This window comes from Bradyrhizobium zhengyangense, assembly GCF_022012435.1.
Classification (GTDB): domain Bacteria; phylum Pseudomonadota; class Alphaproteobacteria; order Rhizobiales; family Xanthobacteraceae; genus Bradyrhizobium; species Bradyrhizobium zhengyangense.
Window position 1 is genome coordinate 356,920 of sequence record NZ_JAKLUA010000005.1, and the last position, 25,255, is coordinate 382,174.

Annotated in this window: 30 protein-coding genes; 10 read left to right on the forward strand and 20 right to left on the reverse strand. The window is 64.5% G+C overall.

All coding sequences use genetic code 11. From position 1 onward, the window contains the following. Positions 1-5: 5 nt before the first annotated feature. On the reverse strand, positions 6-509 hold the full coding sequence (locus tag L6637_RS18795) for a peptidase associated/transthyretin-like domain-containing protein (RefSeq protein WP_237859588.1): 504 nt from the start codon (positions 507-509) through the stop codon (positions 6-8). 158 nt (positions 510-667) lie between these two features. Beyond that, positions 668-1,024, reverse strand: a complete 357-nt coding sequence (locus tag L6637_RS18800) for a hypothetical protein (RefSeq protein ID WP_237859590.1) — start codon at positions 1,022-1,024, stop codon at positions 668-670. A gap of 353 nt (positions 1,025-1,377) precedes the next feature. Between L6637_RS18800 and L6637_RS42595 the strand changes: the two genes are divergently transcribed. Further along, positions 1,378-2,283, forward strand: coding sequence for an AraC family transcriptional regulator (locus L6637_RS42595; protein ID WP_237859591.1), 906 nt, complete (start codon positions 1,378-1,380; stop codon positions 2,281-2,283). Positions 2,284-2,375: 92 nt separating this feature from the next. Continuing rightward, the gene (locus L6637_RS18810; protein ID WP_237859593.1) at positions 2,376-3,380 is read left to right on the forward strand and encodes an LLM class flavin-dependent oxidoreductase; all 1,005 of its coding nucleotides are present in this window, start codon (positions 2,376-2,378) and stop codon (positions 3,378-3,380) included. Between the two features lie 81 nt (positions 3,381-3,461). On the opposite strand, the gene L6637_RS18815 is transcribed toward L6637_RS18810, so the two are convergent. From L6637_RS18815 to L6637_RS18835, 5 genes are all read right to left on the reverse strand, one after another. Further along, entirely contained in the window at positions 3,462-4,337 is an 876-nt protein-coding gene (locus L6637_RS18815) for an amidohydrolase family protein (RefSeq protein WP_237859597.1), read from the reverse strand. A gap of 13 nt (positions 4,338-4,350) precedes the next feature. Continuing rightward, positions 4,351-4,743 carry a RidA family protein gene (locus L6637_RS18820; protein WP_237859600.1) on the reverse strand — a complete coding sequence of 131 codons (393 nt, stop codon included), beginning with the start codon at positions 4,741-4,743 and terminating at the stop codon, positions 4,351-4,353. A gap of 118 nt (positions 4,744-4,861) precedes the next feature. After that, on the reverse strand, positions 4,862-5,722 hold the full coding sequence (locus tag L6637_RS18825; protein WP_237859601.1) for a fumarylacetoacetate hydrolase family protein: 861 nt from the start codon (positions 5,720-5,722) through the stop codon (positions 4,862-4,864). A gap of 54 nt (positions 5,723-5,776) precedes the next feature. Further along, positions 5,777-6,394 carry a flavin reductase family protein gene (locus L6637_RS18830; protein WP_237859603.1) on the reverse strand — a complete coding sequence of 206 codons (618 nt, stop codon included), beginning with the start codon at positions 6,392-6,394 and terminating at the stop codon, positions 5,777-5,779. Further along, the gene (locus L6637_RS18835) at positions 6,394-7,359 is read right to left on the reverse strand and encodes a Bug family tripartite tricarboxylate transporter substrate binding protein (protein ID WP_237859605.1); all 966 of its coding nucleotides are present in this window, start codon (positions 7,357-7,359) and stop codon (positions 6,394-6,396) included. Before L6637_RS18835 ends, L6637_RS18830 begins: the two co-directional genes overlap by 1 nt. Positions 7,360-7,487: 128 nt before the next feature. Between L6637_RS18835 and L6637_RS18840 the strand changes: the two genes are divergently transcribed. The 5 genes from L6637_RS18840 to L6637_RS18860 all read left to right on the forward strand — a co-directional run bounded on the left by L6637_RS18840 (position 7,488) and on the right by L6637_RS18860 (position 11,493). Beyond that, entirely contained in the window at positions 7,488-8,291 is an 804-nt protein-coding gene (locus tag L6637_RS18840; RefSeq protein ID WP_237871678.1) for an IclR family transcriptional regulator, read from the forward strand. 86 nt (positions 8,292-8,377) lie between these two features. Next, entirely contained in the window at positions 8,378-9,673 is a 1,296-nt protein-coding gene (locus L6637_RS18845; protein WP_237859608.1) for an O-acetylhomoserine aminocarboxypropyltransferase, read from the forward strand. A gap of 4 nt (positions 9,674-9,677) precedes the next feature. Continuing rightward, on the forward strand, positions 9,678-10,460 hold the full coding sequence (locus tag L6637_RS18850; RefSeq protein WP_237859610.1) for an alpha/beta fold hydrolase: 783 nt from the start codon (positions 9,678-9,680) through the stop codon (positions 10,458-10,460). A 25-nt stretch (positions 10,461-10,485) separates the two neighbouring features. Further along, entirely contained in the window at positions 10,486-10,737 is a 252-nt protein-coding gene (locus tag L6637_RS18855; RefSeq protein WP_237859612.1) for a hypothetical protein, read from the forward strand. Between the two features lie 24 nt (positions 10,738-10,761). Continuing rightward, positions 10,762-11,493 carry an SDR family NAD(P)-dependent oxidoreductase gene (locus L6637_RS18860; protein WP_237859614.1) on the forward strand — a complete coding sequence of 244 codons (732 nt, stop codon included), beginning with the start codon at positions 10,762-10,764 and terminating at the stop codon, positions 11,491-11,493. A gap of 169 nt (positions 11,494-11,662) precedes the next feature. Here the strand turns inward: L6637_RS18860 and L6637_RS18865 are convergent, their stop codons facing one another. Genes L6637_RS18865 through phnG form a run of 9 tightly spaced genes read right to left on the reverse strand, consistent with a single transcriptional unit; the run spans position 11,663 to position 18,603 of the window. Beyond that, positions 11,663-12,274, reverse strand: a complete 612-nt coding sequence (locus L6637_RS18865; RefSeq protein WP_237859617.1) for a pyridoxamine 5'-phosphate oxidase family protein — start codon at positions 12,272-12,274, stop codon at positions 11,663-11,665. A gap of 22 nt (positions 12,275-12,296) precedes the next feature. Beyond that, on the reverse strand, positions 12,297-12,893 hold the full coding sequence (phnN, locus tag L6637_RS18870; RefSeq protein ID WP_237859619.1) for a phosphonate metabolism protein/1,5-bisphosphokinase (PRPP-forming) PhnN: 597 nt from the start codon (positions 12,891-12,893) through the stop codon (positions 12,297-12,299). After that, complete coding sequence (locus tag L6637_RS18875) at positions 12,890-14,041, reverse strand: alpha-D-ribose 1-methylphosphonate 5-triphosphate diphosphatase (protein ID WP_237859622.1); 1,152 nt, start codon at positions 14,039-14,041, stop codon at positions 12,890-12,892. The genes phnN and L6637_RS18875 overlap by 4 nt, the downstream gene beginning before the upstream one ends. Before the next feature lie 12 nt (positions 14,042-14,053). Beyond that, complete coding sequence (gene phnL, locus L6637_RS18880) at positions 14,054-14,752, reverse strand: phosphonate C-P lyase system protein PhnL (RefSeq protein ID WP_237859624.1); 699 nt, start codon at positions 14,750-14,752, stop codon at positions 14,054-14,056. A 22-nt stretch (positions 14,753-14,774) separates the two neighbouring features. After that, the gene (gene phnK, locus L6637_RS18885) at positions 14,775-15,572 is read right to left on the reverse strand and encodes a phosphonate C-P lyase system protein PhnK (protein ID WP_237859626.1); all 798 of its coding nucleotides are present in this window, start codon (positions 15,570-15,572) and stop codon (positions 14,775-14,777) included. Continuing rightward, positions 15,565-16,461 (reverse strand): alpha-D-ribose 1-methylphosphonate 5-phosphate C-P-lyase PhnJ, encoded by an 897-nt coding sequence (locus L6637_RS18890; RefSeq protein WP_237859628.1) that lies wholly within the window; start codon positions 16,459-16,461, stop codon positions 15,565-15,567. Before L6637_RS18890 ends, phnK begins: the two co-directional genes overlap by 8 nt. Further along, entirely contained in the window at positions 16,458-17,573 is a 1,116-nt protein-coding gene (locus L6637_RS18895) for a carbon-phosphorus lyase complex subunit (RefSeq protein ID WP_237859630.1), read from the reverse strand. The genes L6637_RS18890 and L6637_RS18895 overlap by 4 nt, the downstream gene beginning before the upstream one ends. A 3-nt stretch (positions 17,574-17,576) precedes the next feature. Further along, on the reverse strand, positions 17,577-18,185 hold the full coding sequence (gene phnH / locus L6637_RS18900; protein ID WP_237859632.1) for a phosphonate C-P lyase system protein PhnH: 609 nt from the start codon (positions 18,183-18,185) through the stop codon (positions 17,577-17,579). A 4-nt stretch (positions 18,186-18,189) separates the two neighbouring features. Next, entirely contained in the window at positions 18,190-18,603 is a 414-nt protein-coding gene (gene phnG / locus L6637_RS18905; RefSeq protein WP_249798114.1) for a phosphonate C-P lyase system protein PhnG, read from the reverse strand. Positions 18,604-18,762: 159 nt separating this feature from the next. On the opposite strand from phnG, the gene phnF reads away from it, so the two are divergent. After that, positions 18,763-19,491 carry a phosphonate metabolism transcriptional regulator PhnF gene (gene phnF / locus L6637_RS18910; RefSeq protein ID WP_237859636.1) on the forward strand — a complete coding sequence of 243 codons (729 nt, stop codon included), beginning with the start codon at positions 18,763-18,765 and terminating at the stop codon, positions 19,489-19,491. A 134-nt stretch (positions 19,492-19,625) separates the two neighbouring features. Here the strand turns inward: phnF and phnE (L6637_RS18915) are convergent, their stop codons facing one another. The 4 genes from phnE (L6637_RS18915) to phnC form a co-directional block, all read right to left on the reverse strand. After that, positions 19,626-20,471, reverse strand: coding sequence for a phosphonate ABC transporter, permease protein PhnE (gene phnE / locus L6637_RS18915; protein WP_237859638.1), 846 nt, complete (start codon positions 20,469-20,471; stop codon positions 19,626-19,628). Next, positions 20,468-21,352 carry a phosphonate ABC transporter, permease protein PhnE gene (phnE, locus tag L6637_RS18920; protein WP_237861283.1) on the reverse strand — a complete coding sequence of 295 codons (885 nt, stop codon included), beginning with the start codon at positions 21,350-21,352 and terminating at the stop codon, positions 20,468-20,470. Before phnE (L6637_RS18920) ends, phnE (L6637_RS18915) begins: the two co-directional genes overlap by 4 nt. A gap of 71 nt (positions 21,353-21,423) precedes the next feature. Further along, positions 21,424-22,353, reverse strand: a complete 930-nt coding sequence (gene phnD / locus L6637_RS18925) for a phosphonate ABC transporter substrate-binding protein (protein ID WP_237859640.1) — start codon at positions 22,351-22,353, stop codon at positions 21,424-21,426. Between the two features lie 57 nt (positions 22,354-22,410). Beyond that, positions 22,411-23,220 (reverse strand): phosphonate ABC transporter ATP-binding protein, encoded by an 810-nt coding sequence (phnC, locus tag L6637_RS18930; RefSeq protein WP_237859643.1) that lies wholly within the window; start codon positions 23,218-23,220, stop codon positions 22,411-22,413. A gap of 175 nt (positions 23,221-23,395) precedes the next feature. Here phnC and L6637_RS18935 point away from each other — a divergent pair, with 175 nt between their 5' ends. Both L6637_RS18935 and L6637_RS18940 read left to right on the forward strand, forming a co-directional pair. Then, complete coding sequence (locus L6637_RS18935; RefSeq protein ID WP_237859645.1) at positions 23,396-24,052, forward strand: LbetaH domain-containing protein; 657 nt, start codon at positions 23,396-23,398, stop codon at positions 24,050-24,052. After that, the gene (locus L6637_RS18940) at positions 24,049-25,242 is read left to right on the forward strand and encodes an alpha-D-ribose 1-methylphosphonate 5-triphosphate diphosphatase (RefSeq protein ID WP_237859647.1); all 1,194 of its coding nucleotides are present in this window, start codon (positions 24,049-24,051) and stop codon (positions 25,240-25,242) included. The genes L6637_RS18935 and L6637_RS18940 overlap by 4 nt, the downstream gene beginning before the upstream one ends. Positions 25,243-25,255 lie beyond the last annotated feature (13 nt).

The window sequence follows — 25,255 nt, forward strand, 5'->3', positions numbered from 1 at the left end:
CGCGATCAGGCCGGTTGAAGCACGAAATGCGCCTCGAGGCTGGTGTCCTTTGCGCTCCGCATGATCGGCCGCAGGAAGACGGTCTTGAACTCACCGCTGTCATAGGCGAGGTGGCCATGCGGCTGGCCGAAGATCGGAATGATCTGCGGCATCTCGAGCCGGAAGGCGCCGTCCTTGTCGGTGAGCGTGGCGCCATGGCTCTGCGGCTCGTGCTCCTGCCCTTCGACCGTGTGCGCCCAGATCTGGATGCGCTGCCCGGCCAGCGGCGCGCCGTCGCCGGCGCGGCGTACGGTGCCGCTCATCACGAAGCCGCCCTTGCCGATCCGCTCCACGATCGGCGCGCCCTTGCGGTAGTTGTTGGCACCGCCGGTCATCGATTCCGTCGGCGCGAGACCTTCCGCGCGGGCAGGCAGCAGGAGGCCTGACGTTCCCGCTGCCAAGACGCCCGATGCGAGGACGGTACCGCCGGCAATGAGGAGGTTGCGGCGATTGAGTACGACAAGGGTCATGTGTGTCCTCCTGGCGACGGTGGCGCAGCCGAGGGTACAACATTAGGCGCGAAACGCCCAGTTGAGACGAAGGGCGCCATGGGTCGCAATAACAGGGTTGTGAAGGCGGCAGCCTCGTCGGACAACTCGCGCCGATCGCAGGCTCGGAGCGGCAGAGTTCAGTCGCCGAGGCGCCCGGCTGGAAAGGGTTTGGGAATTGGGACCCGCTCCCGGCTTCCGTCGATCAGGCCGGCGACCTTTTGTCGGGCCTGTTCGATCATCCCGGTGATCCCGCAAGAATAGCTGACGAGCTGATCGATCGCGGGATCATCCTTGAAGTCCGACAAGACGATGCGAATGCAGCTGTTCGCCGTGTTGAAGATCCTGAGGATCCGCAGCATGTCGACTGGCGTCACCCGATCATACTCGACCTGCCGCGTGAAGGTCTCGACGGACGTCCAGATCTCGTTCAGCCGATGCACCGCCTTTGAGGCGGACGCGCTCGATTGCGCCGGGAATGCCGCAACATTCGACATCAGCGTGCCCTCGTCCCAGTCTTTGGAGTTTTCGCGTTTAGTATGTTGGAAGTCATCCAACGCGGCAACAAACTTCCGTATCGAAATTCCGTAAGTTCTTCTTCAGCAAATCCGAACGCGCAACATCGCGCCGTGGTCCGATCCATCGTCCCGTTACCGGCGCGTTTCACGCGCTGCCGAATTTCGATAGGGCGAGACGAGCGTGTGCTCCGCGATTCTACGGAGACTCGACCGGGCTACGGCAAATATTCCTTCTTCCCGAGCGATACCGATGGTAGTATGACGCATCTCATATCATTGTTTCGAATCCGATGCTTTTCAGAAATCTTCAATCCTCGACATCCCTGGAGCTGGTGCGTTACGCGGACATCGACCAGTTTCGCGTGAGCGAGCGGTATGCCCGTGCGGAGAGCGTCCCTCTCAGGAGCGGACAATTCTCGGTCCTGCGCGCCAGTCTCGCCCTGCACGCCAGCACCCTGTCGCTGGTACGAACCTTTCCGCGCATCATCAAGGGGTACGATTTTGCCGGGCGGCTCGTCATCGTCGTTCCGATGGACGAGATCGGCTCGACCCGTGTCAATGGCAAGGATGTCGGCCGGTCGCTGATCGTCTTTAAGGGCGACGCCAACTGCACGGTCTACGAACCGGAAGCACGCCTTGTTGCCATCCTGTCGATCAAACGGGATGCGCTCGCGGAGAACTGGTTAGCTTTGGACGACGGCCACCTTTTGCTGCGATTACCGGAGCTGGCATTGGACCGGCTGCGAATGCACGTTCGGGGCATCCTCGAGACCGCCGCCGCGCATCCGGAAGCCATCCGCGCGGAGGGCGCACCGGAAACGATCGAGACGGCTTTGTTCTCGGCATTCCAGGAGGCCATGTCTGCCGGGCACGTGGACCGGAGCAACACACGCTCACGCTACAAGACGATCGTGGACCAGATCGAGCGTGTCGTGACGTCGAACCAGACCACCAACATCTACTGTGACACTCTCGCCAAAGAGATCGGCATTTCAGCGCGAACGATGCAAAACGCGGTTCACGCCGTCTGCGGCACCAGCCCGCTCCGCTACAGCCAGCTCAACCGGCTCTGGGCCGTGCGGCGGCAATTGCGGAACGGCACGCCCGGGCTGACGATCAAGGCCAGTGCCTACGCGCACGGCTTCTGGCACATGGGCGATTTCTCAAAGCTCTATCACGACATGATTGGAGAGCTCCCTTCGCAGACACTCGCGAACGCACGCCGCCTGCTGGCGTGACAGTCATGCGGTAGCGGGGGCTGGAATCCTTGGGGACGGTCCCCACATCTGGGGCCCCGGCGCGCCTCCCGCGCCTTCATCCGGTGCCGCCCATGATCCCCTTCTCCGTGCTCGACCTCGCGCCCATCAAGCAGGGCGCCGACGCCGCGCAGGCTTTTCGTAACTCGCTCGATCTTGCCAGGCATGCGGAACGGTGGGGCTTCAAGCGGTTCTGGCTCGCCGAGCATCACAACATGATGGGGATTGCCAGTGCCGCAACCTCCGTGGTGATCGCCCATGTCGCAGGCGGCACCAAGTCGATCCGCGTCGGGTCCGGCGGCGTGATGCTGCCGAACCATTCGCCGCTTGTCATCGCCGAGCAGTTCGGCACGCTGGAGTCGCTCTATCCCGGCCGGATCGATCTTGGGCTCGGACGCGCGCCGGGCACCGACCAACTCACCGCGCGGGCGATGCGGCGCGACCTTGCGACGGCGGCCGAAAACTTTCCGCATGACGTGCTGGAACTGCAGGCGCTGCTCGGCGATGTGCAACCGAACCAGGCCATCCGCGCCGTGCCGGGGATGGGGACAAAGGTGCCGCTCTGGATTCTCGGCTCGAGCATGTTCGGCGCGCAACTCGCGGCGATGCTCGGCCTGCCCTTTGCGTTTGCCTCGCATTTCGCGCCGCAGATGCTGATGCCGGCGCTGCGCGAATACCGCGCCCGGTTCGAGCCCTCGGCGCAGTTGGAAAAGCCCTATGCCATGGTCGCCGTCAATGTGTTTGCCGCCGACAGCGATGCCGAGGCGCAGCGCTTGTTCAGCTCGCTGCAGCAGCAATTCATCAACTTACGCCGCGGCACGCCCGGCCAGCTGCCGCCGCCGGTCGACGACATGGATACGCTGTGGTCGCCGGCCGAGAAAGCCGGCGTCGCGCAGTCGCTGGCGATTTCCGCCGTCGGCTCGCCCGCATTGGTCGAGGAGAAGCTGAAGGCGCTGATCGCCGACACCGCGGCGGACGAGCTGATGACCACGGGCCAGATCTACGACCACGCCGCGCGGCTGCGCTCGTTCGAGATCGCGGCCGAGGTACGCGACCGGCTGGCGGGACGGACGGTGTGATCGGCCCCGGTTGACGCGACGATAAAGATGCGGTCCCTCGGGGAGGGAACACACCGGTCATCACGACGAGCCTCGATCGCTCTAGTCCGCATAGCCGAACAGCTTCGCCGGATTGTGCACGAGAATCTTCTCGAGTTCGGTCTGATCCGGCGCGTAGCGATACATCAGTTCGAGCAGATCCGCATCGTTCGGCGGTTGCTTGACGGAGACCGGATGCGGCCAGTCGCTGGCCCAGACGCAGCGATCGACCGCTGCCTCGATATAGGCGCGCGCGATCGGGATCACGTCGTCGTAAGGAGCACCGGTCTGCGAGGTCTTCTCGCCGAGCGAGAGCATGACCCAGAAATTGCCCTTCTTGAGGAGCTCCAGCATCTTGCGCAGGTTGGGATCGTCCTTGCCATTCGAGGGCAGCGGCCGCGCCATGTGGTCGATCAGCACGGGCACGTCGAGATTTTCGTATTTCGCCACGCTGGAGACAATGCCGTCCTTCTCCGGCTGGATCTTCACATACCAACCGAGCTCGCGAATGCGCGCGATCGCGCGGGCGAAATCGGCGTCCGACAGCACGGCGCCGAGCTCCTGGCGGAAGCTGAAGCGGGCGCCGCGCACGCCCGCGTCATGTAGCTTGGCGAGATAGGCATCGTTCGCTTCCGCAAACACCAGCGCGTTGGCGCAACCGCGATAGTTCGGACCCATCGCGGCGAGACCGTCGAGCACGACGGAATGGTCGGCGCCGTAAGTCGTGGTCTGCACGATGATGCCGCGCTCGATGCCGAGCGCTCTGTGCATGCGCAGCGCAGCTTCCCAGGTCGCTGATGGCATCCGGTAGGCCGCCCCCGGACGCTCCGGATATTTGTCCACGGGACCGAGCACGTGAAACTGGCTGTCGATGGTCTTTGGCGGCGGCGCCTTGCTCGGGCGGCGTGGGTTCGGGTCGAACGGCAGATAGGTCGGCATGCGCAAAACTCCTTCAGTCGATCACGGCGGTGAAGTCGCACTGCACCAGCGCGCCGCCGTCCATGACGTCCATCGGCAGCGCGTGCCGCGCCGGCCGCGAATGCTCGTCCGGAAACATTTTCAGCCATTCGACGTTGACGGGGCCGCGCTGCGTGCGATCCTTCAGCCACACCGTCATCTTGATGATGTCGTCGGTGGTGCCACCGGCGGCCTCTACCGTCGCCTTCATATGCGCGAACATGTTGGCGCATTGCGCATCCAGGCTCTCGGGCATTACGCCGGCCGCGTCACGGCCGAGAATGACGCCCGACATCATGAGATTGCCGATACGGCAGGCGTTCGGAATCGGGTTGGCGTGCTTGAAGCCGCCGATATGAATGCTCCTGCGCCGCGAGTGGCTCGTCATTCTGCGTTTCCTCTTATTGTTGGTTCAGACGAACTGGCACGACACGGAGCCGAAAGCGCCGTAGTCGGTATGAAAGGTGTCGCCCTTTGCGCTCGATCGTCGCAGGATCCAGCATGGTCTACTGCTCCGCAGCCACGGTGTTACGCAGCACGCCGATGCGGCTGGATTCGACCTCGACGACGTCGCCGACCTTGAGCCAGCGCGGCGGATCGAAGCGGGCGCCTGCTCCCGTTGGCGTGCCCGTCACGATCATGTCCCCTGACTTCAGCGTCGCGAAGGTCGAAAGATAGGAGATCAGGAAATCGAACGGGAACATCAGCCGCTCGGTCGTGTCCTGCTGCCGCACCTCGCCGTTGACGCGCGTGATGATGTCGTGGGGTCCACGCGGGTCGAGCTCGTCCGCCGTGACGATCCAGGGACCGATGCTGCCGGAGCGGTCGAAATTCTTGCCTTGCGTGACGTTGAACTTGCCGTGGCGCAGCCAGTCGCGGATCGTGCCTTCGTTGCACAGCGTCATGCCGAAGATGTACGACCATGCGTTTTCGCGGCTGATATGGCGACCGCCCTGACCGATCACGATGACGAGCTCGCCCTCGTAGTCGAGCTGATCTGATACGTGCGGCTTCTCTAACGGCTGGCCGGAACCCGTCATCGACGACATGTTGCGCACGAACAGGCTCGGATATTTGGGCAGGTCCGAATTGTCCTTATATTCCGCGTTGCGCTCGGCGTAGTTGACGCCGATGCACCAGAGCTTTTCCGGCGCCAGCACCGGCGGCAGCAGGGCGAGGTTTTCCAGCGGGTAGTCCGGCTTCTGGCCGGTGACCGCCCTCTGCGCATCGGCGAGCGCGTTGGCGGCAATCAGTGCCTTGACGTCGGGATGGTCGCGACCGATCCGTTTGCTCAGATCGACCACACCGCCTGCAACGGCTGCGCCGTAGCGCGGCTCTCCGCCCAGGAGATAGCTCAGGAGTCGCATTATCATTTCCTCCAATGATCTCGAGACGACTTGGCCGGCGAGCGGCTGGCGCGCTCAGTCTCTTGATTTTGGCGTCTGGAACACGGTGTTCAGCGTCACGATCTCGCCAAGGCGGGCATAGCGGGGACCGCCGATGCGGGCGATCGGATCGAGCGCCTTGGTCTCGACCTTGCCGTCATTCACGAGGCCGTCGCGGATGTGGAACATGACGACCTCGCCGACGATCAGGCGGCTGCGGGCGTCGCCGAATTCGAGGCACTGGCAGAGGCGGCACTCCATCGCGACGGGCGCGGCCGCGAGCCGGCGCACCCTGACGCGCTCGCAATCCAGCGTCTCGAGGCCAAGATGCTCGACCTCGCTGATTTCAGGCGGATGCTCGACGGAGCTGTCGTGCACCGCCGACATCAGCGGCATATCGGCGATGTGGATGACATATTCCTCGGTGTCGAGGATGTTGTGCGCTGTGTCCTTGTAATCGGCGCCCTTGCGGCCGACGCTGATGGCGAGCATCGGCGGCTTCTGCGAGACGAAGGTGAAGGCGCTGAACGGCGCGAGATTGAGCACGCCTGACCGCGACAGGCTGGTCACCCAGGCGATCGGGCGCGGCACCACGATGCCGGTCATCAGCCGGTAGATACGTTCCGCGCCAAGCTCGGTGGGATCGATCCGCATCACTCAGCCTTGATGTTGGCCTTGCGCACGATCGGAATCCATTTGGCATCCTCGCGCTCGAGATAGGCTTTGAACTCGTCAGGCGTCATCGCCGTGGCGTCCGCTCCTAACTTGTCGAACTTGTCGATCACGCCGGGATCCCTGAGGATCGCGGTCAGCGTCTCCTGCAGCTTGTCGACAACAGGGGCCGGCGTGCCCGCCGGCGCGAACAGGCCGGTGAAGGTCTGGGCGTCAAAGTCCTTGTAACCGAGTTCAGTGAAGGTCGGCACGTCAGGCAGCGACTTCAGCCGGTGCGGACTGGTGACGGCAAGCGCGCGGAACAAGCCGGCCTTGATGTGCTGGAGGCTGACCGTGAGCTGGTCGAACGCGAACTGCACCTGGCCGCCGAGCAGATCGTTGATCGCTGGCGCATTGCCGCGGTAATGCGCGGTGACCCATTGCAGATCGAGGCTCGACTGCATCAGCTCGCTGAGCAGATGGTTGGTGGTGCCGGGGCCGGGCGAGGCCATGGTGAGCTTGCCGGGCTCGCGCTTGGCGAGATCGATGAACTCCTTGAAGGTCGTGACCTGCACCGACGGATGCACCTCGAGCACCAGCGGCGTCATCGAGATGGTGGAGATCGGCAGGAAGTCCTTCTTCCAGACATAGGCGTCGCGCTTGTTGATTTCGGGGGCGAACAACACGGGGCCGTTGGCGCCGACGAACAGCGTGTAACCATCAGGCGCTGATTTCGCGAAGGCCTCGCCCGCGATCATGCCGCCGGCGCCGGCCTTGTTCTCGATGATGAAGGACTGGCCGAGCTTTTCCTGCAGCTTGTCGGCAATGATGCGCGCGGCGCTGTCGACGTTGCCGCCGGCCGGATAGGGCACGATCAGCTTGACGCTGCGCGCCGGCCATTGCTGGCCAGAGGCGGGCCCCGTCAGCATCGCGGCCACTGCGGCTACCGCTATCCAGAGCGATCTCATCCCAACCTCCCAGCGTCTCCAACTCCGGCTCGGGCGCCGTGACATCGCGCACGGCATCCCTGACGAAAGCGCCATCTTCAGATGCACCCTTTACCTGTCGAGCGAATTGTGGCGTTCTTGTCCATATTATGGACAGAACATCCCCCAGAAGTTCCACGCGCGCCACGGAGCCGCGACAAGGCGCGCAGGCGATCCGGCGCGCGCTGTCGGTGCTGCGTATTCTTGCCGCCGGGCGCGAGGACGGTGTGCCGTTGGCCGAGGTCGTGCGGGCCACCGGCCTGACGCGGCCGACCGTGCATCGGATCGTCCACGTACTGATCGAGGAAAGCATTGTCGAACGGCACGACAAGACCGGCCGTTACGCGATCGGCAACCAGGTGCCGGAGCTGGCGCTGGCACGTCCCCGCCCCTCGCCGCTTTTGGTCGCCGCGGGTCCTTCGCTGCGCCGCGCCTCCGCCGAGATCGGCGACACGCTGTTCCTGACGGTGCGGACCGGCAACGACACGCTGTGCGTCGATCGCAGGATCGGCGCCTATCCGATCCAGGTGCTATCGATCGAGGTCGGCGCGCGCCGACCGCTCGGTGTCTCCAGCGCCGGCGTCGCCATCCTCGCCGCGCTGCCGGCGCAGGACGCGCGCAAAATTGTCACGGCGAATGAGGCGCGGTTCGAAGCCTACCGGACCGACGTCGCGACGGTGCTCGGCGAAATCGCCGCAGCCAGACGGCTGGGATACGGCATGAGGGAGATCGGTCTCATCCAGGGCACCAAATCGATCTCGACATGGATCAAGACCCCGGACGGCCGCCCCGCCGCTGCAATGACCGTCTCCGCCGTTCGAACGAGGCTTGGCCCGCGCCGCGAGCAGGAGGTTGCGGAGATCTTGTTGCGCGAGACGCGCGTGATCGAGCAGGCCATTCGCGCGAGTGCGTGAACTCACGCGGCGCTGTCAATGGGCTGACGTGCCGCTCGTTTTTGTGGCACAAGGGCCGCCTCCGCGACCGACCAACGAGGCCACGCATGCCCGCGCCAAAACCGCCCGCCTTCGAGACCCTGAGCCTGCATGCGGGCCAGCATCCGGATCCCGCGACCGGCGCCCGCGCGGTGCCGATCTACCAGACCACGTCCTACGTGTTCCAGGATTCCGACCACGCCGCGGCGCTGTTCAATCTGGAGCGCGCCGGCCACATCTACACGCGCATCTCCAACCCCACCACGGGCGTGCTGGAGGAGCGGCTTGCGGCGCTGGAAGGCGGCGTCGGCGCGATCTGCACTGCCAGCGGCATGGCCGCATTGCATCTGGCCATCGCGACGCTGCTGAACGCCGGCGACCACATCGTGGCGTCGAGCTCGCTCTATGGCGGCACCATCAATCTGCTGGCACACACGCTGCCGCGCTTCGGCATCACGACCACCTTCGTCAAGCCGCGCGATCTCGATGCGTTCCGCGCCGCGATCAAGCCGAACACAAAACTTGTGATCGGCGAAACCATCGGCAACCCGGGGCTGGAAGTGCTCGACATCCCCAAGGTCGCTGCGATCGCGCACGAGGCCAAGATTCCGCTGCTGATCGACAATACGTTTGCGACGCCCTATCTCAGCCGCCCGATCGAGCTGGGCGCGGACATCGTCATGCATTCGGCGACCAAATGGATCGGCGGCCACGGCATCGCGATCGGCGGCGCCATCGTCGATGGCGGCCGGTTCGACTGGCGCGGCTCCGGCAAGTTCGGCGTGCTGACCGAGCCCTATGGCGGCTACCACGGCATCGTCTTCGACGAGCAGTTCGGCACCGCGGCCTTCATCATGCGCGCGCGCACCGAAGGTCTGCGAGATTTCGGCGCCTGCCTTTCGCCGACCAACGCGTTTCAGCTGCTGCAGGGCGTCGAGACGCTGGGCGTGCGCATGGACCGGCACATGCAGAACACGCATCTGGTGCTGGAGGCGCTGAAGTCCAACAAGGCCGTCGACTGGGTGCTGCATCCCTCGCTGGAAAATCACCCCGACTATCAGCCTGCGAAGACGCTGCTGCCGCGTGGTGCGGGCTCGATCATCTCCTTCGGCATCAAGGGCGGCCGGGCCGCCGGTCGGAAATTCATCGAGCAGCTGCGCATGATCAGCCATCTCGCCAATGTCGGCGACGCCAAGACGCTGGTGATCCACCCGGCCTCGACGACGCATCAGCAGATGGATGCCGAGCAGCTCAACGCCGCCGGCATCGGCGAGGAGCTGGTGCGGCTCTCGGTCGGCATCGAGACGGCCAGCGACATCATCGACGATCTCGCGCAGGCGCTACGCATCTCGCAGAAGGTCTGACATCATGAAGCTTTCAGTCAACGGCGCCGAGGTCTTTGCCGCAACCGGCGGCCGCGAATTCAACAAATCCCTGCCAACGGTCGTCTTCCTCCATGGTGCGGGCTTCGATCATTCGACCTGGGCGCTGCATACGCGCTGGTTCGCCCATCACGGTTTTGGCGTGCTGGCGCCTGACCTGCCCGGCCACGGCCGCTCGGCCGGCCCCTCGCTCGGAAGCATCTCCGAGATGGCGGACTGGACCGCAGCGCTGCTCGAAGCGGCGGGCGCAACGAAGGCCCATCTCATTGGTCATTCCATGGGATCGCTGATCTCGCTGGAGACCGCGGCGCGCCACCCCGACAAAGTCTCGGCGCTGAGCCTGATCGGCACGGCGGCGACCATGACGGTCGGGCCGGATCTGCTGAAGGCCGCCGAAGCCAATTCGCAGGATGCCAACGACATGGTCTCGATCTGGGGCCTCGGCTTCAACGCCGAGCTCGGCGGCAGCCTCGCTCCCGGCCTTTGGATGCATGGCGGCGCGCAGGCGGTGCTGCAGGCTTGCGAGCCGGGCGTGCTGTTCAGGGATTTGTCGGCCTGCAATGCCTATGCGAATGCGCTTGCTGCTGCTGCGAGCGTGAAGGTGCCGACAACCCTGATCCTTGGCGAGCGGGACATGATGACCCCCGCGAAAGCCGGCAAGGCGCTTGCGGCTGCGATCCCGCACGCCAAGACCGTCGTGGTGCCGGGCGCCGGCCACATGATCATGGCCGAGCGGCCGGACGAACTGCTCGCCGCCTTGAAGGGCTGATAGGATCAATTGTCGCGTCGGCGCGTTGCAGGACAAGCGCGCCGGTAAATCGGCCAGCACGCAAGCCGGCGAATTCGTCAAGGACGAGATCGACAAGATCAGGAAGGGCAAGCACGGCGCACGCTCGACGAAGCAGGCCATCAATGAAATGGCTATCCATATTTGCGACGGGCGCGCTGGGGCACTTCTCCACGTGCGCGCACCGGCAGGCGGATTCATCTCGCGACCAATTCAACACCGCCCATCGACCGGCGTGATACGCTTCGCGCGACCATAAAGCAGAACAACGGGAGGCCCGGAGATGGCAAATGATCTGCAAGGGCGCGTGGCGCTTGTCACCGGTGGCTCGCGCGGAATTGGCGCGGCCGTCTGTCGCGCCCTCGCCGCCTCAGGCGCAGCCGTGGCGATCAACTGCCGCGAGCAGATCGGTCAGGCCGATAAGCTGGCCGACGAGATCGCGCGGCAGGGCCGACACACCATCGTCGCTGCCGCCGATGTTTCTCAGCGGGACGCCGTGGCCGATATGGTCGCGCGCGTCACGGCGGGGCTCGGGCCCATCGACATTCTCGTCAACAATGCCGGCATCGCCATCACCCGCGGCGTCGACGATCTCACCGAGGATGATTTCGACCGTACCATTCTGGTCAATCTGAAATCCGTGTTCCTGTGCACCCAGGCCGTGCTGCCATCGATGCGCGCGCGAAAATGGGGCCGCATCGTCAACATCTCCTCGGGTGCCGCGCGCGGCGCCGGCTCGATCGGTCCGCACTACAATGCCTCCAAGGCCGGCATGGAGGGCCTCACGCGTGGCTATGCCGCACGGCTGGTGAAGGAAGGCATCACCGTCAATGCCGTGGCGCCGTCGCTGATCGAGACCGACATGATGATCGGCCAGCCGCAACTCATCAGCCGCATCCCACTCGGCCGCTTCGGCACGGCGGACGAGGTGGCAAAAGCAGTGATGCTGCTGGTGGACAATGCGTATATGACCGGGCAGACGATCGCGTTGAGTGGAGGGATGGCGTTTAATTGATGGGATAGAGGTGCCGTTCTTCCTTCTCCCCTTGCGGAAGAAGGTGGCGCGAAGCGCCGGATGAGGGGTTCGTTCCACACGCAACGCCTTTCGTGAGAAGAGCCCCCTCACCCGTCTCGCCGCTTCGCGGCGAGCCACCCTCTCCCACAAGGGGGGACGGAAGAAACAACTACCACATCGTCGCAGCCGCTCGCTCCGGCCAGATGCGGTCATACTCCGCGCCGCCGACCTTGTTCTGGCTCATCTCCGCCAGAATCTGCCCCGGCGTCGGCAACATCTTCGGATCGACGCGCTTGTCGGGATTCCAGAGGTCGGAGCGGACGATGGCGCGGGCGCATTGGAAATAGATCTCTTCCACGTTTATCACCATGACGCTGCGGGGCGCCTTGCCTTCGACCTTGAACGATTCAAGCAGCTCGGGATCAACAGAGAGATGCGCCCGGCCGTTGGCGCGGACGGCGTTACCGGAGCCAGGGATCAGGAACATCAGCGACACGCGAGAGTCACGCACGATGTTGCGCAAGGAGTCGACCCGGTTGTTGCCGCGGCGATCCGGCAGCATCAGCGTCTTGGGATCGTGGATACGGACGAATCCGGGCAGATCGCCGCGCGGCGAGCAATCGATGCCCTCAGGCCCGATGGTGGCGAGTGCCGCAAAAGGCGCCTTCTCGATGAAGACACGGTAGAGCGGGGTGACGTGATCGGCAACTTTCACAGTCGAGGCGTCGTTGGTGGTGCCGTAGATGGCTTCCAGCTGTTCGACCGTCTCTATCACCGACATTCCAGTCTCCTTGTTGTGCGGGCTAATCGTGCCAGCCTTCGTTCCTGATCACGCCCACGAGCTGGCGGCTGTGATCCTCCGCGCTGCCGGCGTTGAGGATCGTGACATCGGCACTGGCCGAGGCGTCGTCAACGTTGCGCGCGAGCCGGTTGGCGATATTGCCATCGCTGTTCCGCGCCCGCGCGGCGAGCCGCTGCGCCAACACGTCCGGCGGCGCCGTGATCGCGACCACGATGACATTGGCATAGGCCTGGCGCAAGGCGGCGATTACGGTGCGCGAGACGTTGACGACGACGACGCGCCCGGCGCGGATGTCGTCGTTGATTTCCAGCTGCAGCGCATAGGAATGGCCATGCGCGTTCCAGTGCACGGCAAAATCGCCGCGCTCGCGGGCGCGGGTGAATTCGTCGGGGCTCACTGCGACATTATCCTCGTCAGCGGACGATGCACGCGTCACGACGCGGCGCGGGAAGACAATGTCGTGGTCGTCGGCACAGGCCGCCTGCGCCAACCGCAGCAGCGTGTCCTTGCCGGCGCCGCTCGGCCCGACCACGAGCACGAGGCGGCCGGGACCAATCGCACCCGCCTTACCCTGCGCCATGGCCGCGACCTCGCTCATGCGACGCGGCCCCCTTCGCGCCAGACGCTGCGCACCACGGGAACACTGCCGGCAACATGCACCCGGATCAGGTCGGCGCGCTTGCCGATTGCGATCTCGCCACGATCGGTGAGGCCGACCGCATCGGCGGGCGCCTTGGTCACGGTCCGAACCGCGGCCGGCAGGCTGATCGACGGCGCATGCTCGGGCAATTGCAGTGCGCCCATCAAGAGGCTCGACGGAATGTAGTCCGACGACAGGATGTCGAGCAGGCCTTCGCGGGCGAGATCGATCGCGGCGATGTTGCCGGAATGCGAGCCGCCGCGCACCACGTTCGGCGCGCCCATCAAAATGTCAATCCCGGCCTGGTGCAGGCCGCGCGCGGCCTCGAGCGTGGTCGGGAATTCCGCCACTGCGACGCCGTCGCGCACGGCATCGGCGACGTTCTCCTCCGTGGTGTCGTCATGGCTCGCCAAGGGGATCTTGTACTCATGCGCCAGCGCCACGATCTCGCGCATGTTGGCCGCAGCATATCTCTTCTGATAGTCGAAGCGCCTTGTGAACAGTTCGTCGAGCTCGGCATCCGTCATGCCGCCGCCCTTGCCACGATAATAGTCGCGCAGCTTGACCTCGTCGCGGAACTGGCGCTGGCCGGGGGTATGGTCCATCAGCGACATCAGCTTGACGTCGGGCCGGTCGATCAGCTCCTTGGCCTCTTCCACCACGCTCGGCATCGGGATTTCGCAGCGCAGATGCAGAAAGTGGTCGGCGCGCAGCAGATTGCCATCGCGCGCGGTCGTGATCGCGGCGGCAAGCACGCCAGCGCGGCCATCGACCTCCTCGGCGCCGTCCTCGCGCCAGACCCGGAGCGAGTCGAACACAGTGGTGATGCCTGAGGTCGCGAGCTGGCCGTCATAGGAGATGACGGCCGCGACCGGATTCCAGAACACTTTGGGGCGCGGCACGTAATGCGCTTCGAGATGATCGGTGTGGAGTTCGATCAAGCCGGGCATCACGAGATCGCCGCCGGCGTCCTCTGCGCCCGCGGGGGCCCTGCCCTCGCCGATCCCGGCAATGCGTCCATCGGCAAGAGCAAGCCAGCCCTGTTCGATCACCCTGTCAGCCAGCACGATCCTGGCGTTGGCGATGATTGATTCCTTCGGCTTCATGTCCCTTGTCCTTCAGGCCGCGGCGGCAAAACTGGTGACGTCGACGATGCGGTCGGCAATCAAATGGCGGATTTCGTCGTCATGGACAATGGCGACCATGGCGACGCCACTACGTTTCTTCTCGGCGACCAGCGCGACCACGACGGCGCGGTTGGCGGCGTCGAGCGAGGCGGTCGGCTCGTCCAGCAGCAGGATCGGCAGATCCGAAATAAAGCCGCGCGCAATGTTGACGCGCTGCTGCTCGCCACCGGAGAAGGTCGCGGGCGGAAGCTGCCAGAGTCGCTCGGGGATGTTGAGACGATGCAACAGCTCACCGGCACGCGCCTGCGCATCCGCGCGGGTCATGCCGCCGGCGATCAGCGGCTCGGCGACGACGTCGATGGTAGCAACCCGCGGCACCGCCCGCAAAAACTGGCTGACATAGCCGATTGTGGAACGCCGGACGTTGAGCACTTGCCGCGGCTCGGCGGTGGCAAGATCCATCACATCGCCGCGATGGCGGATGCCGATGCGGCCGGAGTCGCAGCGATAATTGCCGAAGATCATCTTCAGGATCGACGATTTTCCGGCGCCTGACGGCCCCGACAGCACGACGCACTCGCCCGGCGGGACCTGAAAGGTCACGCCGCGCACGACGGGCAGTTCGATGCCACCTTGCAGGTGCATCGTAAAGGTCTTGGAAGCGTCGGCGATGTCGATCATGGCGGTCATCGGAAGACTCATGTTGCAAAGTTCATGGCGGCAGAATCGAGGAAACGAGGAGCTGGGTGTAGGGCTCGCGCGGGTCGTCGAGCACCTGGTCGGTGAGACCTGTCTCGATGACGCAGCCGCCCTTCATCACCATCACGCGATGCGACAACAGCCGTGCGACCGCGAGATCGTGGGTGACGATGACCACAGCGAGATGCAATTCGGCGACGAGATTGCGCAGGAGATCAAGCAGACGCGCCTGCACAGAAACATCCAGCCCGCCGGTCGGCTCGTCCATGAACACCAGCCGCGGGCCGGTGACGAGGTTGCGGGCGATCTGCAGACGCTGACGCATGCCGCCGGAATAGGTGCGCGGTGCATCGTCGATACGCGCGACGTCGATCTCGACGCGCGTGAGCCAGTCGGAAGCGCTCTCGCGAATGCGGCCGTAATGGTTCCAGCCCACGGCCATCAGCCGCTCCCCGACATTGGCGCCGGCCGAGACCGCCATGCGCAGGCCCTGTGCCGGATCCTGGTGCACAAAGCCCCAATCGGTGCGGAACAGCAGGCGCCGCTCGGCCTCGCCGAGCGCGGCGAGATCGCGGGTGACGCCGTCGCGCATCCGATAGGACACACCACCGCCGCTCGCCGCGAGCTGGCCCGATAGCATCTGCAACAGCGTCGACTTGCCGGACCCGGATTCGCCGACGATCGCCAGCACCTCGCCGGGATAGAGCGCAAACGACACATCACGGCAGGCGACGATGCGGCCGTAGGACTTGCTGAGGCGATCGGCGATCAGCAGCGGCTGATCGGTTTCAAGAAGGTCCTGATCAGCCATTTGCTTCTCCCCGCGCCTTGTCCTTGTACGGCGCAGCACTCAGCGCACCGTGATGGCCGGCGGCCTGACGTCCCTCGCAATAGTCGGTGTCCGAGCAGACGAACATGCGACTGCCCTTGTCGTCGGTGACGATCTCGTCGAGGTAGGAATTTTCGGCGCCGCACAGCGCGCAGGGCGCGTTGAAGCGGTACGGCTCGAACGGGTGATCCTCGAAATCGAGCGACACCACTTGGGTATAAGGCGGGATCGCATAGATGCGTTTCTCGCGGCCGGCGCCGAACAATTGCAATGCCGGGCAATTATCCATCTTGGGATTATCGAATTTCGGCGTCGGCGACGGATCCATCACGTAGCGCGCGTTCACCTTCACCGGATAGGCGTAGGCGGTCGCGATGTGGCCGAAGCGGGCGATGTCCTCGTAGAGCTTCACATGCATCAGGCCGTATTCGGCAAGCGCATGCATGCGCCGCGTCTCGGTCTCGCGCGGCTCGAGGAAGCGTAACGGTTCGGGGATCGGCACCTGATAGACCAGCACCTGGCTTTGGTGCAGCGACGCTTCCGGGATGCGGTGGCGCGTCTGGATCACGGTCGCCTCGTCGGTCGACGTCGTCGTGGCGACGCCGGCGGTCTTGGCGAAGAATTTGCGGATCGAGATCGCGTTGGTGGTGTCGTCAGACCCCTGATCGATCACCTTCAGCACGTCCCGCGGTCCCAGGATCGCAGCTGTCACCTGCACGCCGCCGGTGCCCCAGCCATACGGCATCGGCATTTCGCGGCTGGCGAACGGGACCTGGTAACCGGGGATCGCGATCGCTTTCAGGATGGCGCGGCGGATCATCCGCTTGGTCTGTTCGTCCAAGTAGGCGAAGTTGTAGGCGGGCGCGTTCATTCCGCGGCCTCCTTCATGGCATCGGGCGCGTCGGCATCGGGAGAGGCTTCGGCAAATTCCTTGCGCAGCTTGCGCAAAAGGCCGAGCTCGGACTGGAAGTCGACATAGTGCGGCAGCTTGAGGTGCTCGACGAAGCCGGTCGCCTGCACGTTGTCCGAATGCGACAACACGAATTCTTCATCTTGCGCAGGGGCCAAGGCCTCTTCACCGAGCTCGCGGGCACGCAGCGCCCGGTCGACCAGTGCCATCGACATGGTCTTGCGCTCGCTCTGGCCGAAGGCAAGGCCATAGCCGCGGGTGAAGCACGGTGCTTCCGTGGCCGAGCCCTTGAACTGGTTGACCATCTGGCACTCGGTCAGCTCGATAGAACCGAGAGGCACGGCGAAGCCAACGTCTTCGGCAGCGAACTCCACCTCGACCTCGCCGAAGCGGATCTCGCCGGCGAAGGGATGGTTGCGGCCGTAGCCGCGCTGGGTGGAGTAGCCCATCGCCAGCAGAAAGCCTTCGTCGCCACGGGCGAGATTTTGCAGGCGCAGGTCGCGGTCCGCCGGAAAGTTCAGCGGCTCTCGCGTGAGATCGCCGACGCTGGCGCCGTCTTCGGCCTGCGGCGATGATTCGATCAGCCCGTCGCGGCCGAGAATGTCGGTCACGCGCGGCGTCGGCGCCGTGGATGCTTCGGCCACGGCCGGCGCTTCCGGCACAAAGCCCTGGGCGAGCGAGGGATCGAGCAGGCGATGGGTATAGTCGAAGGTGGGCCCGAGGATCTGGCCGCCCGGAATGTCCTTGAAGGTCGAGGACACCCGCCGCTGCACCCGCATCGCGCCGGTGTCGACCGGCTCGCTGGCGCCAAAGCGCGGCAGGGTGGCGCGGAAGGCGCGGACCAGGAAGATCGCCTCGATCAGATCGCCGCGTGCCTGCTTGATCGCGAGCGCCGCGAGCTCGCGGTCATAGAGCGAACCTTCGCTCATGACGCGGTCGACGGCGAGCCCAAGCTGTTCCGAGATCTGGTCGAGCGAGACTTCCGCAACGCTTTGGTCGCCGCGCCTGGCATTGGCGAGCAGGCGATGGGCGTTCTCGATGGCGCGTTCGCCGCCTTTGACTGCGACATACATGCATCAGCCTCCCTTGCTCATGACACGCGTGGTGCGCGGGATCGCAACCACGGCATCGTCGGCGACCAGCACCACGTCGATGCCGCGCGGAAACAGAGTCTCATTGAAGCGCAGCTGCTCGAACAAATCGAAAGGCTTGAACGCGGCCTGGAGCGTCGCGACGCCGTCGATGCCGGGGCCGCGGAGCTCGAAGTTTTGCCCCGAATCCAGGCTCTCGACCTGAAGGATGACGGTGGTCGAACGGTCTGGATATTCGTTGGTGCCCAGCGCGAAACGCTCGAGATTGGGCAGCAACACGCCGTCGCTGATCAGCGCGAAAGCCACGATGGAGCAATCATGGATCACCGGCGCACCGGTGTGGAATTTGAGCCACTTCAGGACGTCAGTGCTCTCAGCCATGCGCGCATCGAGCCAGAGCGGGGTGTCGTGATCGAACAGGGTCAGCGCGATCGCGGCAGTGCCGCGCATCATCGTTTCAGGTGTTCCCGCCATCGGCACGATGCGCTGGACCGCACCCGGCCGCGCCATCGCGTCCATGACCGAGCGAAAGGTCGATTGCGCCGACAACACCTTGTCGACGAACCCCGGCGGCAGTTCCGCAATCGTTGTCATGGCCTCACCCTTCACCGCGCACCATGGTGTAGAAATCAACCTTCGTCGCAGCGGTCTCTTCGGCCTGCTGCTTGCGTCTGACCATAAGCTGCTCGCGCAACGGTGCGATTACGTCGCGTTCGACGGCGGCGCCGAAGTCGCGCGACTGCACCAATGCGTCGCACAGGGCGATCAGCCGCGCCTTCTCGCTATTTCGCCCAAGCGTGTAGCCGAAACCAACCTCGCCGCTCGCAAGCCGCACCGCTGCGCGGGACACCGTGGCCTCACCGAGATTGAAAGGCGCGCCATCGCCGCCGACCCGGCCGCGCAGCATCACCAGACCATTCTCCGGTTCGCGTAAATCCTGATGACCAGGCAAGGAGATTGTGCGGAGACGGGCGGCGATCTCGCCCGCCTCCGCGTGCGCCAGCACGGCCATGGCGGCCTTGCGCTGGGCTTGCTGGGTGTTGTGTTGGCTCACCGAATCCACCGACTCTTGTCGAACTCAAGTTGTCTATGATAATAGACAACTTGATACGGAAGCGCCATGACTGTTTCGTGACAAACGTGTGATTTCCGGGCTAGGCTGGCCGCCGACATGAGTATGCAGGACACCGCCTCTTCAGGCGTCGCGCTGTGGCGCCTCGTTGCCGACGGCATCGAGCGCGGCATCGCCGACGGCCGTTTTGCCGCCGGCGACAAATTGCCGGGCGAGATGGAGATCGCGGAAACTTATCGCGTCAACAGGCACACCGTGCGGCGCGCGCTCGCAGCCCTTGCCGAGCGCGGCATCGTGCGCGCCGAGCGCGGCAGCGGAACCTATGTCGAGGCGCAGAAGCTCGCCTATCCCTTGCGCTCGCGCACGCGCTTCTCGGAGATCGTCGGCGCCGAAGGCCGCGAGCCGCATGGCCGCCTGATTGAGGCGTCAGAGGATGTCGCAACCCGCGAACTGGCGCGCGAACTGGGTTTGAAGACCGGCGCGCCGCTGGTGCGGATCGAGGCCATCCGCCTCGCCGATCGCACGCCGATCTGCGTCTCCACGACCTGGCTGTCGGCGGAGCGGTTTCCAGGCGCCGGCACGGTGTTTTCAGCCACGCGCTCGATGACGAAGATGCTCGAGCATTACGGGATCCGCGACTATCGCCGCGGTGCGACCAGGATCACCGCCGGCATCATCGATGCGACCGATGCCGCGCGGCTCGACCTGCCGCTCGGGCGGCCGATCCTGGTGGTCGACGCGACGGACCTCGATCTCGAGGGCAAGCCGCTGGTGACGAAGCATTCGCGCTTTGCGGCGGAGCGGGTAGAGTTTCTGGTCGAGCCGTAGGGCCGGCCGCTCTCTCCACGAAAACGGTGCCGCAGGCTGGGCAAAGGCGCTCTTGCGCCGGTGCCCACGATCTTTCCATGATTCGAGAGAAGTGGTGGGCACGCTCCGCTTTGCCCACCCTACGGCACCTGCGCTTAGGCGACGGCCCTTCGTCCAATGATCGCAAACCGCAGCTTGCCCGAGATGAAATCGATCGCGGCAACGGCGACCAGGATCATCAGGATCAGGAACGACACCTTCTGCCATTCCAGCACGCGAATCTGCTCAGCGAGCTGGAGGCCGATGCCGCCGGCGCCGACGATGCCGATGATGGTGGCCGAGCGCGTGTTCGACTCGATGAAATACAGCACCTGGCCGGCGATGACAGGCAGCACCTGCGGCAGCAGTCCGAAACGGATCTCGTGCAGCGCGCTGCCGCCGGAGGCACGGATCCCCTCGACCTGCCTCTGGTCGGCGCCTTCGATCGCTTCCGAGAACAGTTTTCCGAATGCGCCGAAATCCGACACCGCGATGGCGAGCACGCCGGCGAACGGACCGAGCCCGACGACGTTGATCCAGACCAGCGCCCAGATCAACGTGTCGACGCCGCGGATCGAATCAAGGAACCGCCGCACTGGAAAGCGGACGATGTGAGGCACGATATTGCGGGCGGCCAGCAGGCTGACCGGCAGCGCGAGGAGGGCGGCAAGCGTGGTGCCGAGCAACGCGATAGAGAGCGTCTCGCCCAGCGCCTGCAGATAGAGCGGCAGCGACGAGCCGGGATCAGGCGGCATCATCATCATGCTGATCCAGCCGAGCTGGCTCAGCCCCGTGATGAAACGCGACGGCGAGAAATCGAGATCGACCAGGCCGAACACGAAGATCGCAAGCGCCGCGACGAGCATCGACGGCGTCGCCAGGCGCGCCGATGCCGGACGGTTGAAGACATCGGGATAGCGCGCGCGGAGCTCCGCGGTGTCGACGTCCTGCGGCTTGCTCAATTCCGCGCCTCCTTGCCGAACAGGTGGGCGCGCACCCAGCCGGTGGTGATGTCGATCAGGAAGACCGTGACGATGATGGTCACAAGGATGGCGCTGACGTCGGAGTAGTAGAATTTTCTGATAGCGACGATCAGCTCCTGCCCGATGCCGCCGGCGCCGACAAAGCCCATCACCGAGGCCTCGCGCACATTGATCTCGAAACGCAGCAGCGCGTAGCTGGCATAGCCCGCGGAGACCTGCGGCAGGATCGCAAAGCGCATGCAGGAGATCCAGCTCGCGCCGGTCGAGCGGATGCCTTCGACCGGCTTCATGTCGGCGTTCTCGACGATCTCGGAAAACTGCTTGCCGAGAGCGCCGGTGGAGTGGATCGCGATCGCGAGCACGCCCGCCACCGGACCGAGGCCGAAGGCCATGACGAAGATCAGCGCGAAGACGATACCTGGCACCGTGCGGGCGAATTCCAGCAGGCGCCGGACGGTGAAGCGCAACCAGGGCGCGGGCGAGGTGTTCTCAGCGGAGAAGAAATTCAGCAGGAAGGCGAGAACGGCGCCGATCAGCGTCCCGACATAGGAGATCAGCAGCGTCTCGCCGAGCAGCTTCAGCCATTTGCGCAGGCCCCAGAACCATTCGCCAAAATTGGTCCAGACCCGCTGGCCGCTGTCGAGGGTGAGGATACGGTCGAAATAGCTGATGAAGTTGCCGAAATAAGTGAAGAAAGTACGCAAGTTCACTTCGGCGCCGATCGACGCCACGATCAGCGCGGCAACGAAGACGGCGAAGCCCGCCAGCAGGCGCAAGCGCTTGCGCGCGAGCGCCTTGCTATACGCGGCGTTCAGGGCAGCGAGTTGCTGCTCGGGAAGGATCGAAACCGCAACCGTCATCGAGAATACGGGTCCATCAAGAAAAAGAGCCGGGTCCATCGCCCCGGCTCCAGTGCGTCGTCCCGACGAGCTCAGGACGCCTTCTTACGCAGATTGTCGACGAACTTAATCAGCTCGATGGTCTTGTTGTAATCGTCGTTGGCGACCGGCTCCCACGGCTTGTTCTTGCCGTCGGAGAGCTTCTTGAACGCCTCGGGGTCCTTGGTCGCCGCGTCGATGAAGGCCTTCTTGATCGCTGCCTTCATGTCTTCAGGCAGATCGCTGAGATAGGCATAGGGCGAGTTGATGATGAGGTCGGACTTCACGATGATGCGGAAGTCCTCCTTCTTCATCACGGCGCCATCGGGCGACTTCACCATGCCCTTGTTGAGCATGCGAGTCAGGTTGGAATCATCGTCGGCGTTCCACCAATTGGCGGCGACGTCGACGGTGCCCTGGGCGAGAGCAAGAACCGCGTTCTCGTGGCTGCCGGTGAAGACGACCTTGGAGAAGTAAGCGTCCGGATCGATCCCCATCGCGTTCAGCTTGAAGCGGGGCATGTTGTTGCCCGAGGTCGAGTTCGGGTCGACCAGGCCGAGATTCTTGCCCTTGAGATCCTCGATCTTCTGGTACGGAGACTTCGCCAGCACGTAGAATACCGAGTAGTAACCCTTCGAGCCGTCAGAGTTGACGTCGATGACGAAAGCGTCGGTCTTGACGCCGGTGAGACGGGCACGCGCGAAGGAAGCCGGACCGTAATAGCCGATGTGGATGTTGCCGGCGCGCTGGCCTTCGATGAGGGCGGCGTAGTCATTGGCGACGCGCAGCGTCACCTTCACGCCGAGCTCCTTCGACAGATAGTTGATGAAGGGGCCATAACGCTCGGTCACGCCCGAGCCGTTCTCGGCCGGAATGGCGGCGAAGGTGATCTCCGGATATTTCGTCTTCCAGTCTTCGGCGGAAGCGGATCCGGCAAAGGTCAGTGCGGCGGCGCCGGCAAGAATGAGTCTGCGAGTGATCATATTAGTCCTCTTCCCAGGTTGAGGTCGGTTGAAGCGAAAGTAGCGATGCGGAGCCGCTCAGGCCGCCGCTGCCGTTCCGAGTGCCGGGACGGCCTCGGGCGCCGGGGCGGATGTGCCGCCCATGACATCGGCGGCTTCGAGGTCGTAGAGCTCACGCGCGACAAGGTCAGTCAGCGCGGACGGCGCGCCGTCGAACACCACCCGGCCCGCTGCCATACCGATCAGGCGATCGCAATAGCTGCGCGCCAGGTCGAGCGAATGCAGGTTGCAAAGCACGGTGATGCCGAAATGCTTGTTGATGCGCAGCAGCGCATCCATGACGATCTTGGTGTTGCGCGGATCGAGCGAGGCAATCGGTTCATCGGCGAGGATAATGTCGGGCTGCTGTACCAGCGCCCGCGCGATCGCGACGCGCTGTTGCTGGCCGCCGGAGAGCTGGTCGGCGCGCTGGGCGGCCAGCGCGGCGATATCGAACTGTTCGAGGGCCGACATGGCGAGCGCCTTGTCCTGCTCGGGCCAGATCTGCGACAGGGAACGCCAGGCCGGCATGGTGGCGAGGCGTCCCATCAGCACATTAGTCAGCACGTCCAGCCGGCCGACCAGATTGAACTGTTGAAAGATCATCGCCGATCGCGCCCGCCACTGCCGCAACTCCTTGCCGCGCAGCGCCGTCACGTCGAGGCCGTCGAACAGGATGCGGCCTTGCGTCGGCGTCACCAGACGATTGATGGTTCGCAATAGCGTCGACTTGCCGGCGCCGGAGCGCCCGATCACGCCGACGAAGCCGCCGGGGGAGATTTGAAACGAAGCCTCGTCCACCGCGGCTTTTGCGCCGAAGCAGCACGTCAGACCTTCAACCACCAGCATGCAGGGCTCCAGAGTAGCTGGAGCCCACCGCTATCCTCGGCGGTTGACACTTGTGTGACATGCACAATGCGGTGCGGCGATCCTACACACTTCATCCCCTGTCATCGCATCGTCATGATGATGTCATCAAGCCACTCGAAGACGAGCGCCCCGCCCTCGAACGTCCGGATGCAACATGGCCAAGGTGCTATCGGTCGAGCCGACCATCGATCCTTCGGCGAAGCTGCACGTGGTCAGGCTCGGCGCCTATACCGAGGTCGGAGCGCGCACCATCCTTCACGAGGTGGTGATGGGGGATTACTCCTACGTCGTCAACGACGCGCAGATCACCTACACCACCATCGGAAAGTTCTGCTCGATCGCGGCGATGACGCGCATCAATCCCGGCAACCACCCGATGCACCGCGCCACGCAGGCACATTTCACCTACCGCTCCAGTGCCTATTTTCCGGGCGAGAGCGACGACCACGAGTTCTTCGACTGGCGGCGCCAGCATCACGTTCACATCGGCCACGACGTCTGGATCGGCCATGGGGCGGTGGTGCTGCCGGGCCGCAACATCGGCACCGGCGCGGTCATCGCGGCCGGTGCCATCGTCACCAAGGACGTGCCGGCCTATACCATTGTCGCCGGCAATCCGGCGCGCATCTTGCGGCGACGGTTCTCGGAGGAGGTTGCCGGACGGCTCGCCAAGCTGGCATGGTGGGATTGGGATCACGACAAATTGCGTGACGCGCTGCCCAATTTCCGCAAGCTCGCAATTGAAGATTTCCTGTCGGCATACGAAGCAGAAGCAAGTTCCTCTTCCAGCAAACGAAGCGCGGTCGCGTGACAGACATTTTCATCGAGGGTGGCCGGACCCTGATTGGCTCCGAGCTTGCCGAAACATCGCTCACCACATTCGGAACCGATATTGCGCAGATCGATGCACCTCGCGGCCGCGCGCTCATGGCGATCGACGCGCGCAATTTGCTGGTGCTGCCCGGCATCGTCGACCTGCATGGCGATGCCTTCGAGCGGCAGATGATGCCGCGCGCCGGCGTCGATTTCCCGATCGACGTCGCGCTAGCCGATACCGACCGCCAGGTCATCGGCAACGGCATCACCACAGTCTTCCATGCCACCACCTGGTCGTGGGAGCCGGGCCTGCGCAGCGGCGACAATGCCAGGCGCCTACTCGAGGCGATCGAGCGGCAGCGTCCTCACTTCGCCGCCGACACCCGTTTCCATCTGCGGCACGAGACCTACAATCTCGATGCGGAGGCCGAGATAAGACAGTGGCTGGCCGAGGGCCGCGTCGACCTGTTCGCCTTCAACGACCACATGGACGGGGTCGTTGCCGACATCTCGAATCCACGCAAGCGCAACCGCATGGTGGAGCGCACTGGCCTGTCGAGCGAGGATTTCGACCAGCTCGTCGCGCATATCGTCTCGCGCGCGGCCGATGTTCCGGCCTCGATCACCCGGCTCGCAGCAGCGGCGCGCGCGGCTGAGGTGCGGATGCTCTCGCATGACGATCAGACGCCGGAGATGCGCCGGAATTTTCGCGACATGGGCGTGAGGCTCGCCGAGTTTCCGGTCAACGAGGAGACGGCGCGCGAGGCCGCTTGTCATGGCGATGCCATCGTCTACGGCGCACCGAACGTCGTGCGCGGCGGCAGCCACACCGGCTGGACCAAGGCGTCCGACATGGTCGCCAAGGGACTCTGCACAGTGCTGGCCTCGGACTATTATTATCCGGCGCCGTTGCTCGCCGCATTCCGGCTTGCCGCCGACGGCGTGCTACCGCTTAACGAAGCCTGGAAGCTGATCTCGTCGGCGCCAGCAGAGGCCACCGGCCTGACCGATCGCGGCACGCTCGCTGCCGGCCGTCGCGCCGACATCCTGCTCGTCGACGACAGCACGCCGATGCGTCCGCGGCTGGTCGCGGTCATCGCGGCCGGCAAACTCGTCCATCTCACCGATGCGGCGCGGCTGGCTGGCATGGCGGCAACATCGCGCGAGACTGTCGTTGCGGCATAAATTGGCTATGCTT